The organism is Hippea alviniae EP5-r (genome assembly GCF_000420385.1).
Classification (GTDB): Bacteria; Campylobacterota_A; Desulfurellia; order Desulfurellales; family Hippeaceae; genus Hippea; species Hippea alviniae.
The window spans coordinates 1,168,438-1,180,309 of the sequence record NZ_ATUV01000001.1 but is presented as its reverse complement, the minus strand read 5'-3'; the positions used below and the strand labels follow the sequence as shown (position 1 = coordinate 1,180,309).

Here is an 11,872-nt window from a genome sequence, read left to right as displayed (position 1 = left end):
TATTATTTGAAGCTTTATCTGTCAAATAAAAATTTTTGTTGTTTACAATAAATCGAACAAATAACTTATGAAATCTTTTCACTTATCTTTCTTGCAAATATGAGAAAAGCTGTGTGTGCAGACATTATATCAAGTGGCCTTAATCTTTGATGGTTTGTTTTCCAGAATCTATGCAAGATTTCGCTTACATCGATATCTATAAGCGGCAGTTTCTCCATCTCTTCTAAAACCATAGACACCTGATTTACCGTTGGCACAAGCACACCCAACATTCTACCATTTTTTAACGATTGGATGGCTTTTTCTAAGTATAGCCACGGTTCCTTTACATCAATAAATATAGCATCAACTTCCTTTTCGTCAAACCCTTCTGCAATGTCTCTGTTTTTTACTTCAATATTTGCATCAAGGTTGAACTTACGCAAGTTTTTTAATGCGTTTTTAATAAACTCTTCCCTTACTTCATAGCTTATCAATTTTCCTGTTTTACCAAGGATGCTTAAAAAAACAGCACTCATCGCACCACTTCCGATGCCTGATTCAATCACAGTATCACCCGGTTTTACATCCAAACGCAGGGCAATGTATGATGCATCCTTCGGATATACGATTTGGGTAAGTCTATTGAGCTTTTTCATTATGAAGTCATAAAGTGTTGCAGGCAGGAGTATATACTCATATCCCAAATGCGTCTTTATTACATCTCCATATTCAGTATTTAGTAAATCTTCTTTTTCTATCTGTCCTTTTGATGTGCTGTATGCTTTGGTTAAATCTTCAATCCTGAATATGTGCTTTTTGTTTGTCTGCCTATCAAACAGCATAACTATATCTTTTGCTTCTGGTTTATTCATTGCTTCGCCTTATATACGAGAAATTGTCAACATCAAACAGGCCTTTGTCTGTTAGTTTTATGTGTGGTATCACTTCTAATGCCATAAACGATAGCATTCCAAATGGATCTGTTAGGCTGCAGCCTATAGATTTTGCCTTTTTTCTTAAATTGTCAACATCTTTTGCTATCTCTTCGGGCTCTTTATCTGAGACTATGCCACCTATAGGCAAGCTCAGTTTTGCTTCTAACTTGCCATCTTTTATAACGACTTGGCCACCTTGCATCTGTATGATTATCTCAACGGCTTTCTTTATGTTTTCGTTGCTTGAACCAACGGCTACTATGTTGTGGCAATCGTGTGCAAGTGATGTTGCAAGTGCACCATTTTTTATGTTAAAACCCTTAACAAAACACGCAGCTTTGTTGTTGTGTCCGTATCTTTCAATAACGACAAGCTTCAGTAAATCGTTTTCTAAATCAAACTCACCTTTAACATTTTCGATATTTATTTTTTCTGTTATCAGAGAGCCATCTTTTATGCTTATTGCTATCTTTTTATTTTCTATCTCTGGCAAGATTACAGGCATGCTCACGATGATAGATTTTCTAAACTCTTCACTTTCTTCTTGAGCAGTTTCTTTAGTACTTGGTGTAAATGTTTCTATTACTTCAAACTCTTGATTTAAAAGAACAAGAAAAGCCCTTTTGCCTACTTCAATAGAATCAAACTCATCTAATCCATAATACTTTAAACCGTTGAATGATGCTGTTTTTAAAGCCAGAATTGGGTCTATGCCGTTTTTTATAGCTTTTTTTAGATTGTAATCTATATGTCCTTTTGAGAGTATGTCGTTAATGGACTTATCGTCAGTGCAGAATGCAACTCTATCGGGATACTCTTCTATTATCTTGTAGGCTCTATCTGTTGAATGCTCTGCACTGCCTTCTCTTAAGAACACAAAGAAACCCAATTCAATCTTCTCTTTTAGTTCATCGTAATCATAGCTTTCATGATCATCTTCTGCACCAGCGCTCTTGTAAGCTTTAAGCGTTTCATAATTCAGATGCGGTGCATGGCCGTTTATCCTTTTGCCTTTTGCTTTTGCTATCTCTATCATTTTCATAAATTTTTCGTCTCTATTTACAACGGCTGGCACATTCATCAACTCGCCGAGTGATACAACTTCGTCGAAATTTAAGAAATACTCAATATCTTCAAGGTCAAGTTTGCCGCCGTTTGTTGCAAACTCTGTGGCAGGCACGCAGGATGGAACGGCAAAGCGTATGTTTATTTGGGAGTTTCTTGCATCGTTTATAAAAAACTCAAGCCCTTTTCTGCCAAAGACATTGGCTATCTCGTGGTCATCTGCAACAACATGAAGTGTGCCATGTTTCTTGACTGCCTTTGCAAACTGTGAAGGTGTGAGATGCGTGCTCTCTATATGACAGTGGCAGTCGATAAAACCTACCGAAAGATAAAAACCCGATGCATCAATCACTTTTTTGGCTTTTATTGGTGTTTGACTAATCTCTTCAATTATGCCATCTTCTATACCTATATTGAGCTTTTTAAAGCTCAGACTGTTAAAATCTGGAATTATAGCATTATTTATTGCTATCTCCATAGCTACTCCTTAATATGTTCAACCTATCTCACCCTTTTTTTATTAAGTCATAATAGAGCTCTATGAGTTTTTTGTTTGATTCTGGGATATTTAATCTGTCAAGATTCTCATAGAGCTCTATTATTGTCTCTTTATCTCTGCCGATTTGCGGGAAAAACAAGCCTATCCTTTCAAGCTCTTTTGTATGAGAGTGCTCTTTATAATCCCAAAACAGCGCTTCTTTGTCCATTATATCTCTAAAACGCTTCCAACACCAGCAAAGAAGAATCTATCCTTGAGTTTATTGTAAAGCTTTGCTCCAACAACCAACCCTGTGCAGTGTGAAGCACCCAGTTTTTGAATGTTGTATTTGTCTATAACTTCAAGTGTTCTGTTTATCTGTTCGTCGTTTGCAAATCCAAGATGTGTGCCGCCAATTACTGCATATATCTCTTTTCTGCCGGTTTTTTCTATAAAGTGGTTTAGGATGTTAACTATTCCGGCATGAGCACACCCTAAAATTACAACCAAACCTTTTGATGTGTCTATTGCAAGTGAAAAATCGTCCCATATATTGTCTTGCACAAGCTCTCCGTTTTCATTTAATACCTTCATCTCTGCATCAATCTTTTCAAAATCGTTCTTTCTTGGCACTTCTCCAGATGAGTATATACCCTTTTCTATCTCTCTGAACTCCTTTTCGTAAACAAATTCAGCTCCTAAGCTTTCAAGGTATGCCTTATCAAAAGGTATGCCAATGTATTTCTTTACTCCACCCTTAAACCAGTATCTTTTTGTAAATGCATCTTTGTGTGTATAAACCTTAAGTGGAGATTTAATTTTTAAAAGGTCAACCATGCCGCCTGTATGGTCGTAATGTCCGTGGGATATGTATAAAAACTTGATTTTACTTAAATCTTTGTTAAGCGCTAAAGCGTTATTTATAAGCGCTTTTCCCTGTCCTGTATCAAATAAAAAGCTAAAATCTGGTGTCTCTATGTATGCTGCAAATCCATGCTCTCCTATAGCATCAAAAGGGACTACAACACTGTTTTCTGCTAAAACTGTAACTCTTAATTCCATCTTTTTGCCTCCATCCTAAAAATTTTAGAAATTCTACAAAAAATTCTGTGAGTTTGAAAGGTATATTTTTGTAATAGATGGTCGAGTTATTAGAAAATAAGTTGGAAATTAAACGAGATTAGTTAATTTTTCCTTATTGTTAGTAAAATGTTTAAAGTGTTGACAAGTATTAAAAATAGTGCTATAGATTAACACGAAAGCAGCATAGGGAAGAGAATCGCCGCGAAGGCTTGTTTAAGAACAAAATTTATTTTTAGGAGGTTTAGCTATGAGCATTAAGGAGAAGCTCTACGAGAAGATTCAGGCTCACAGACCAAGGATTACCAGACTCTACAAGGAGTTTGCTGACAAGGTTATCGACGAGGTAACAGTTTACAAAATCATTGCAGGAATGAGAGGTTTGAAAGCTCTCATTACAGACATCTCTTATCTTGACCCTTACGAGGGTATTAGATTTAGGGGTTATACAATCCCTGAAGTAATGGAGAAATTGCCAAAGCCTGAAGGCGCTGAAATGCCTTATGTTGAAGGTCATTTTTATCTGTTGTTAACAGGCGATTTGCCAACTGAGAAGGATGTTGAAGAAGTTTACACAGAGTGGAAGAAGAGAGAGCAGCTTCCACAGTATGTAATCGACATCTTGAGAGCTATGCCAAGAGATACTCATCCAATGACAATGTTTGCTGCTGGTATTTTGGCTATGCAGAGAGACTCCAAGTTTGCTAAATGGTATGCATCTGGTCAGTTCAATAAGAATGATGCTTGGGAGTATATGTATGAAGATGTTATGGACTTAATGCCAAAACTTCCATTGCTTGGTGCATACATCTATAGAATGAAATATAAGGGCGATACACACATTCCAAGTGATCCTAACCTTGACTTCGGTGGAAACTTCGCTCACATGATGGGCATCGACAAACCTTATGACGATGTTGCAAGAATGTACTTCATCTTGCATTCCGACCATGAGAGTGGAAATGTTTCCGCTCACACAACACACCTTGTAGCAAGTGCATTGTCCGACATCTATTACTCCTATGCAGCAGGTATGTGCGGTCTTGCTGGTCCATTACACGGTCTTGCAAATCAGGAAGTTCTCAGATGGATCCAGGGCGTAATGGAGAAGATGGGCGGCAAGATCCCAACAAAAGAAGAGATGGAGAAATTCATTTGGGATACATTGAATTCTGGTCAGGTTGTTCCAGGATTCGGTCATGCAGTTTTGAGAAAGACAGACCCAAGATACACGGCTCAGAGAGAGTTCGCTTTGAAACACTTACCAGACGACCCAATCTTCAAGTATGTAGACTTGATGTATCAGGTTGTTCCACCAATCTTGCAGCAGCTTGGCAAAGTAAAGAATCCATGGCCAAACGTAGATGCTCACTCCGGCTGCATCCAGTGGCACTATGGCGTAAGAGAGTACGACTTCTATACGGTACTCTTCGGTATCGGAAGAGCATTGGGTGTTACATGCAACATTATTTGGGACAGAGGTCTCGGTTATCAGATCGAAAGACCAAAATCCATCACAACAGACATGCTCGAGGAGCTTGCTGGAGCAAAATAATCCAGTCTGGAAAAAGGCTAAATCAGGGAGAATCCGTAAGGGTTCTCCCTTTTTTTATTGCTTGAATTATGAATCTACACGACCTTGTTGGGAGCTCCTGCAGACTTTGTCCACGAGAGTGCGGCATAAATAGAAACCTTCATAAGGGCTTATGTAAAACCAAAAATCAGCTCGAGATAGCAAGTGTCAATCTTCATTTTGGCGAAGAGCCGCCAATAAGCTCAAAGAACGGTTCTGGCACTATCTTCTTTGCAGGTTGCAATATGTCATGCATCTATTGTCAAAATTATCCTATAAGCCAACTTAAAAGTGCATTCAGAGTTGTAAGTACTGAAGAGCTTGCTGATTTAATGCTCTCTCTTCAGAAAAGAGATGCAAACAATATAAACTTAGTGACGCCTTCGCACTTTGTTCATCTTATATGTGATGCCATAAGGCTTGCAAGAAAGAAAGGCTTAAAAATACCTATTGTTTACAACACATCATCTTATGATAAAGAAGAAGTTATAGAGATGCTCGATGAGTGCGTTGATGTTTATCTTGGTGATTTGAAGTATGTTGATAGTAGGATGTCGATGGAGTTGTCTGGTGTTTCTGATTATTTTGAAGTTGCGACAAAGGCGTTAAAAAAGATGTATGAGACAAAAGGCGAGCTTGTTTTAGAAAATGGCATAGCAAGGAAAGGCTTGATTGTTAGGCATCTTGTTATGCCAGGATACATAGAGAATTCAAAAAAGGCATTGATGTGGGTAAAAAAGAATCTGCCAAAGGCTAAGGTTTCTGTAATGTTTCAGTATTTTCCCGCCTATAAAGCCTTCTCTCATTCGATTATAAACAGAAAAGTAAATGTTGATGAGTACTTTGAAATTGTTGAGTTTGTTGAAAAGTTAAACTTAGACGGCTGGATACAGGAAATTTAAGCTTATTATAGACTTTATTCCTATCTTTTGTTATATTTTGCACCTAAGAAGATAAAATGGAGGGGTATTAATGTCGCCTGTTTACAGGAACGCATTTTTGTGGATGATTATAGCTGTTTTGATGATACTGCTTTTTAATATGTTTAATAATGCTGGCAATTACTCGTTTGTAAAGATTGATTACACAAAACTTATTCGGCTTGTTGATTCTGATAAGATAAAAAGTGTAAGGTTTGATGGAAATGAAGTTTATATAACAACCACAGATGGCAAAAGATATAGAACATATACGCCGGAAGTGAAAGATATAGCGGACAAGCTTGCAAAGAAAGGCGTTGATGTTGTTGTGAAGCCAAAAGAGAACAATTCAATCTTGACGAATATACTCATTTATTGGGTTCCGATGATTGTGTTTATCTTCTTATGGTTTTACTTCATGAATCAGATGAATAAGGGTGGAAAGGCATTAAACTTTGGCAAAAGCAATGCAAGGATGTTTGTAAGTGACCCGAAGAACAGGGTAACATTTAAAGATGTTGCTGGGATTGATGAAGTAAAGGATGAGTTGCTTGAGATAATTGAGTTTTTAAAGAATCCGGGAAAGTTTACCAAGATAGGCGCAAAGATACCAAAAGGTGTTCTTTTGGTTGGTGCTCCAGGAACAGGAAAAACGCTTGTTGCCAAAGCTGTTGCAGGTGAAGCAGGTGTTCCATTTTTTACGATAAGTGGCTCTGATTTTGTTGAAATGTTTGTTGGTGTAGGTGCAAGTAGAGTAAGAGATTTATTTAATCAGGCAAAGAGAAATGCTCCATGTATTGTGTTTATTGATGAGATAGATGCAGTGGGCAGGCAGCGTGGTGCTGGTGTAGGCGGTGGAAACGATGAGAGAGAGCAGACTCTAAACCAGCTTTTGGTTGAGATGGACGGATTTCAAACTGACACAAATATAATTGTTATGGCTGCAACAAATAGACCTGATGTTCTTGACCCTGCGCTTCTGCGCCCTGGTAGGTTTGATAGAAGAATAGTTGTTCCGAAGCCGGATGTTAAAGGAAGACTTGAGATTTTAAAGGTTCATACGAGAAAGATTCCACTTGGAGATGATGTTGATTTGGAGATTATAGCGAAGACAACTTCAGGTTTTGTTGGAGCGGATCTTGCAAACTTGGTTAATGAGGCTGCTTTGATTGCCGCGCGAAAAAACAAAACAAAGGTTGAAATGGAAGATTTTGATTTGGCAAAGGATAAAGTTTTGCTTGGCCCAGAGAGAAAAAATGCAATAATCAGCGAAAGAGAAAAGAGAATTACGGCATATCATGAGTCTGGTCATGCAATAGTTGCTAAGATGCTGCCGAATACAGATCCAGTTCATAAGGTTAGCATAATCCCGCGCGGTATGGCTTTAGGCGTAACTCAGCAGCTACCAGAAGATGATAAATACACATACGATAAAGAGTATCTAATGAACAGGATTGCCGTTTTAATGGGTGGAAGGGCTGCAGAAGAAGTGATGCTTGGCAGTATTACGACAGGTGCAGGAAACGATATAGAAAGGGCAACGGAGATTGCAAGGAGAATGGTGTGTGAATGGGGTATGAGTTCGTTAGGCCCGATTCACTTATCAGATGAAGGCAAGGAAGTATTCTTAGGCAGAGATATAGCTGTTAGAAAGACATTTTCAGAAGAGACAGCAAGGCTCATCGATGCTGAGATTAAAAAGATTGTTGATGATGGGTATAGGATTGCCGTTGAGATAATTACAGAGAATAAGGATAAGGTTGAAAAGATGGCTCAAAGGCTGCTTGAGAAGGAAGTTATAGATGCAAAAGAGATAGATGAGATTTTGGGGTTAAACGATGATAGAGCTGCTTAAGATAAACGAAATAGAGAAAGTAAGAGAAGAGCTGAAAAGTATAGGTGTTGATGATATTGCTGTTGATTTGATGGATAGAAAGGGCGTCTGTTATGCTGTCAAAGTGTTTGATTGTAAGTTTTATCATGCCAATATCTTAAAACAGGAAGCCTTGTCTGTTGGCATAGATGCTGCTGTTCAGAAGGATGTTATAACAGCAAAGACTCAGATTACAGACTGCCTGATTCTTGGTGATGCAAAAAGGATTGAAAAGCTTGCTGAAAAACTAAAGAAACAGAACTTTGAGTTTTTAAGGGTTTTGGCAGAAGAGTTGGAAAATGCTTTAAAGAATGTTCTGAATGCTGATTTTGTCTGGGCTTTTAGGGATAAAAGGTTTGATTTAAAAGATAACTATCTGATTATGGGCGTTTTAAATGTTACGCCAGATTCGTTTTCTGATGGTGGAGAGTTTAATAGCGTTGATGCGGCATTAAAAAGAACAGAAGAGATGCTTAAAGAAGGTGCGGATATTGTTGATGTTGGCGGAGAATCAACAAGACCGGGTAGCGAATTTGTAAGTTTGGATGAAGAGTTGAAGCGTGTTGTTCCTGTTGTTGAAGCGATTAAGAAGAGATTTGGAAGTGATGTTGTTTTATCTGTTGATACATACAAGTCTAAGGTTGCAGAAGAAGTTTTATCCTTAGGTGCTGACATAATAAACGATATAAGTGGACTTGGTTTTGACAAGAAGCTTTTGGAAGTTCTCTCAAAGAGCAATTGTGGTGTTGTTGAGATGCACATAAAAGGCACGCCAAAGAATATGCAGAAGAACCCTTTTTATGAGCATTTAATATCCGAGATAAATAGTAAATTCAGAGAAATAATGGACAAACTAAGAAAAGCTGGGATAGATGAAGAAAGAATCGTGCTTGACCCTGGTATTGGTTTTGGAAAGAAGTTTGAAGATAATTTAAAGATTCTAAACAATATTGAGTCTTTTAAGATATTTGGAAGACCTATTCTTATTGGAACTTCAAGGAAGAGCTTTATAGGTGCTATTTTGAATATTGAAAATCCTAAGGATAGACTGTTTGGCACGATTGCTTCAAATGTTGTAGCCCTGCTTAAGGGTGCTTCTATCTTTAGGGTTCATGATGTTAAAGCCCACAGAGAAGCTCTGAAGCTTGCAAAGAGTATAATGCAGGAGAGTTTCTAAAGGTTTTTTGTTAGTTTAAGATTGTATTCTGCCGATTTTTTTACAAGCTCGTTAATGCTTTTTAAGAGACTTTTCATGATTTCCGGCTGAGTCAGAGTGTATCGCGTAAATACGCCTTCTTTTTGAATCTTTACGATTGATGCCTGTTGAAGAATGGAGAGATGTTTTGAAATGACCGATTGGTTTTTGTTAAATACGCCGGCTATATGGTTTACGCACTTGGGTTCTTTTATTTCCAATAAGTATTCGCAGATGGCAAGGCGCAAAGGATGAGCAAGTGCCTTAACCACCTGCGATTTGAACTCATAGGTTTCAAGATTCACCTAAATCTCACTCCAAACAGGCCAAGCGTCAGTTTAATGGCAATAAGCAGAAGAATTATAACATAAATTTTCTTGATTGTCTTTGATTTTGCTTTTTTTACTGTAAACCTTGCTCCAAGCTGAGAACCCAACAACACAGCAACAACCAAGACTGCCGTGAGTAGTGGGTCAAAGTGGCCTTCTGCAACATGTCCCAAAAATCCGCTTGCAGATGAGAATGTTACTATGTATGCTGTTGTGGCAGCTGCCCTTTTTGCGTTGTATCCCATACTCATAAGGATTGGTGCTGCTAAAAATCCACCGCCTATACCCAGCATTCCACCGACAAAACCTATTAAAAGTCCACTAATACCGCCGTATATGAGTCTCTTTTTGAATTCTATTAGGTTGTCTTCGTCTGGTGCTTTTGTTGATACAAAAACCCTGAAGGCTGCTATAAGAACGGCAGTGATGAAGAGAATTAAAACTATCCTTGTTGGTATAAACTGAACTGTATATGCACCAAACGGTGCTCCTATTATAGCTGCAAGTGCGAAGGGAAGAGCACCTTTGTAATCTATAAGCTTTGCTTTGTGATATGGGATCATGGCAAGTGCCGTGTTTAGGCCGTTTAGAAGCAAGCCTAATGGTATGGCAACGCTTTTTAGGTCAAATCCCAACCATTTCATTACAGGTACATAGACCATGCCGCCGCCAAGTCCAAGCATGGCAAACAGAAACGATGCAGCCCATATAATCACAAAGCTCAAGGCAACAATGCTTGTAGATACGCTAAACATGGCATACTACCCTTAAATGTTTTTGTATGTAAAACAGTCAAGACAAACCTTTTTGTTATTTTCCACACGCAGGTAATTTTCCGCAACGGCATCGCCACAGATTTCACAGAATGCAAGGTTAAACGAAGATGGTGTTTTATCAATAGTGTAATCAAAAGGGCCTTCTATGTTGACTATCTCTTCAAACGGTTTTGAGAACAGCCCCAAGAATGCCTTGATTGCGACTTCTTGGTCAACTTCTGCAGGTGGAATGCCTTTTAGTCTGTAATCCTTTATAAACGGTGCATCATATGCAGCCTTCATTATCTCTGGTTTAACTGTAACTTTTACGGCCTTTTGGCTTTTTCTGTCGATAAGTAGATAACTCCATTTTCCCTTTGGCTCTTTTCTCATTATGCCTTTTCCGAATGTGCAACCTGTTGCAAACTGAACCCCATCGGCAAAACAGCCACCGGCATGATGGTCTCCGACAAAAATAATCACTTCTTTGTCCATACTAAGCTCCCTTTTTGCACTTAAAGCCTTTAGACCTGCAAGTCCTGCCAGGTATCCCATGGGCATTCCGCCACAGAAGTGTCCGTGAATATTCAAGGCAGAGTAGAGCAACTCCTTTTCTGTATCATCTAATGTTGTGATACCGTTAACAATCTCTCTGTGTTTTGCAAATCTGTCGAGCATTTTTACACCTCCGTCTTTTTAATTTCTTGTTTCAATATATTCAAATATTAGAATATTGTCAAGAACGCCTTTAATAATTTAATAAAAAATAGATACAGTGGATATTTTTTGTTTTATTTTACTCTGACTGTTTTTTTGAGAAGAGAAATTGAGAGTAAAAACAGCGAGTAGAGAAAAACTTCTACTCGCTGTTAATTTCTCTCGAGGAGTTGGAAATTAAAATCTGTAGGTTAGTCCTATCATTATTACAGGATAGAATTTAAGTTTGTCGGCATAACTCTTTAGTTCGCTTTTTGTTTTAGATAGGTCAGCCTTAAACTGAGGGTCGTTTATTACATCTGGATCTCCGTAAGCATCAACGCTTACCTTAGGTTTACTGTAGAAAACACCCAAATCTACCAAAAACCCTAATCCACTATCTTTAGATGAAGCTGTATCATATCCTATACCGATGTAAGGTGCGAGCTTAGTGTATTTTATAGAAGCACTTATTTTGTTTAAGTAGTAGGTATGGCCATTTATTGTGTACTTTTCTCCTTCGATAGATTTTGCATCACCAGTAAATTTATTGCCGTTGTAAAATAAGCCGGCACTAATTCTAAATGCTCCTTCAAAAGGGTGCCAGTCTAACAAAAGCCCTGCATTTCTTATTTTGAACTTTAAGTCGTATTTTACATCTGCTTCGGTTGTATCAAAATTTTTGGAAAAGTATCCAAACTGACCTCTAACGCTGAAAGCGTCATTTATGTGGTAGCAGATTTCTGGCCCTATTCCCAATGTTCCCACCTTTAAGCCTAAAGACACATTTTTTGCTTTCGATAAATTGCCAAAACCCATAACCATTCCAACTATTAATACGATAACTGCCAACTTTTTCATTTTTTACCTCCCTCAATCTCAATCTTGTATTTTTGATGAGATAATATTATGATAAATATGATTGGTTTATTCAATTAGTTTTAAAATAAAAATAAAAATTTTCCTTTTCATTCTTTTTTGCTTTCTATAC

At 37.9% G+C, this 11,872-nt stretch carries 12 protein-coding genes; 4 read left to right on the top strand and 8 right to left on the bottom strand.

The window, feature by feature from the left end:
- Nucleotides 1-65 precede the first annotated feature (65 nt).
- Genes G415_RS0106065 through G415_RS0106050 form a run of 4 tightly spaced genes read right to left on the bottom strand, consistent with a single transcriptional unit; the run spans nucleotide 66 to nucleotide 3,522 of the window.
- Nucleotides 66-854, bottom strand: coding sequence for a tRNA (adenine-N1)-methyltransferase (locus tag G415_RS0106065; protein ID WP_022670739.1), 789 nt, complete (start codon nucleotides 852-854; stop codon nucleotides 66-68).
- On the bottom strand, nucleotides 847-2,460 hold the full coding sequence (ade, locus tag G415_RS0106060; protein ID WP_022670738.1) for an adenine deaminase: 1,614 nt from the start codon (nucleotides 2,458-2,460) through the stop codon (nucleotides 847-849). Before ade ends, G415_RS0106065 begins: the two co-directional genes overlap by 8 nt.
- A gap of 28 nt (nucleotides 2,461-2,488) precedes the next feature.
- Nucleotides 2,489-2,689, bottom strand: coding sequence for a hypothetical protein (locus tag G415_RS0106055; RefSeq protein ID WP_022670737.1), 201 nt, complete (start codon nucleotides 2,687-2,689; stop codon nucleotides 2,489-2,491).
- Nucleotides 2,689-3,522, bottom strand: coding sequence for an MBL fold metallo-hydrolase (locus G415_RS0106050; protein WP_022670736.1), 834 nt, complete (start codon nucleotides 3,520-3,522; stop codon nucleotides 2,689-2,691). Before G415_RS0106050 ends, G415_RS0106055 begins: the two co-directional genes overlap by 1 nt.
- 268 nt (nucleotides 3,523-3,790) lie before the next feature.
- Here G415_RS0106050 and G415_RS0106045 point away from each other — a divergent pair, with 268 nt between their 5' ends.
- The 4 genes from G415_RS0106045 (at nucleotide 3,791) to folP (ending at nucleotide 9,083) form a co-directional block, all read left to right on the top strand.
- A complete protein-coding gene (locus G415_RS0106045; RefSeq protein WP_022670735.1) occupies nucleotides 3,791-5,095 on the top strand; it encodes a citrate (Si)-synthase in 1,305 nt (434 codons plus the stop codon).
- Nucleotides 5,096-5,163: 68 nt separating this feature from the next.
- Entirely contained in the window at nucleotides 5,164-6,015 is an 852-nt protein-coding gene (locus G415_RS0106040) for a radical SAM protein (protein WP_022670734.1), read from the top strand.
- 70 nt (nucleotides 6,016-6,085) lie between these two features.
- Nucleotides 6,086-7,888: an ATP-dependent zinc metalloprotease FtsH gene (ftsH, locus tag G415_RS0106035; RefSeq protein ID WP_022670732.1), complete on the top strand. Its 1,803-nt coding sequence runs from the start codon at nucleotides 6,086-6,088 to the stop codon at nucleotides 7,886-7,888.
- Nucleotides 7,872-9,083 (top strand): dihydropteroate synthase, encoded by a 1,212-nt coding sequence (folP, locus tag G415_RS0106030; protein ID WP_022670731.1) that lies wholly within the window; start codon nucleotides 7,872-7,874, stop codon nucleotides 9,081-9,083. Before ftsH ends, folP begins: the two co-directional genes overlap by 17 nt.
- On the opposite strand, the gene G415_RS10040 is transcribed toward folP, so the two are convergent.
- The 4 genes from G415_RS10040 to G415_RS10035 all read right to left on the bottom strand — a co-directional run bounded on the left by G415_RS10040 (nucleotide 9,080) and on the right by G415_RS10035 (nucleotide 11,742).
- The gene (locus G415_RS10040; protein ID WP_022670730.1) at nucleotides 9,080-9,406 is read right to left on the bottom strand and encodes an ArsR/SmtB family transcription factor; all 327 of its coding nucleotides are present in this window, start codon (nucleotides 9,404-9,406) and stop codon (nucleotides 9,080-9,082) included. The two genes, folP and G415_RS10040, sit on opposite strands and share 4 nt — an antisense overlap.
- Nucleotides 9,403-10,185 carry a sulfite exporter TauE/SafE family protein gene (locus tag G415_RS0106020; protein WP_022670728.1) on the bottom strand — a complete coding sequence of 261 codons (783 nt, stop codon included), beginning with the start codon at nucleotides 10,183-10,185 and terminating at the stop codon, nucleotides 9,403-9,405. The genes G415_RS10040 and G415_RS0106020 overlap by 4 nt, the downstream gene beginning before the upstream one ends.
- 12 nt (nucleotides 10,186-10,197) lie before the next feature.
- Nucleotides 10,198-10,863, bottom strand: a complete 666-nt coding sequence (locus G415_RS0106015) for an FmdE family protein (protein ID WP_022670727.1) — start codon at nucleotides 10,861-10,863, stop codon at nucleotides 10,198-10,200.
- Nucleotides 10,864-11,079: 216 nt separating this feature from the next.
- Nucleotides 11,080-11,742 carry a hypothetical protein gene (locus G415_RS10035; RefSeq protein ID WP_022670726.1) on the bottom strand — a complete coding sequence of 221 codons (663 nt, stop codon included), beginning with the start codon at nucleotides 11,740-11,742 and terminating at the stop codon, nucleotides 11,080-11,082.
- Nucleotides 11,743-11,872 lie beyond the last annotated feature (130 nt).

Coding starts and splice junctions, on each gene's coding strand:
- G415_RS0106065 (WP_022670739.1), bottom strand. CDS start 854: ATGAATAAACCAGAAGCAAAAGATATAGTTATGCTGTTTGATAGGCAG.
- ade (WP_022670738.1), bottom strand. CDS start 2,460: ATGGAGATAGCAATAAATAATGCTATAATTCCAGATTTTAACAGTCTG.
- G415_RS0106055 (WP_022670737.1), bottom strand. CDS start 2,689: ATGGACAAAGAAGCGCTGTTTTGGGATTATAAAGAGCACTCTCATACA.
- G415_RS0106050 (WP_022670736.1), bottom strand. CDS start 3,522: ATGGAATTAAGAGTTACAGTTTTAGCAGAAAACAGTGTTGTAGTCCCT.
- G415_RS0106045 (WP_022670735.1), top strand. CDS start 3,791: ATGAGCATTAAGGAGAAGCTCTACGAGAAGATTCAGGCTCACAGACCA.
- G415_RS0106040 (WP_022670734.1), top strand. CDS start 5,164: ATGAATCTACACGACCTTGTTGGGAGCTCCTGCAGACTTTGTCCACGA.
- ftsH (WP_022670732.1), top strand. CDS start 6,086: ATGTCGCCTGTTTACAGGAACGCATTTTTGTGGATGATTATAGCTGTT.
- folP (WP_022670731.1), top strand. CDS start 7,872: ATGATAGAGCTGCTTAAGATAAACGAAATAGAGAAAGTAAGAGAAGAG.
- G415_RS0106020 (WP_022670728.1), bottom strand. CDS start 10,185: ATGTTTAGCGTATCTACAAGCATTGTTGCCTTGAGCTTTGTGATTATA.
- G415_RS0106015 (WP_022670727.1), bottom strand. CDS start 10,863: ATGCTCGACAGATTTGCAAAACACAGAGAGATTGTTAACGGTATCACA.
- G415_RS10035 (WP_022670726.1), bottom strand. CDS start 11,742: ATGAAAAAGTTGGCAGTTATCGTATTAATAGTTGGAATGGTTATGGGT.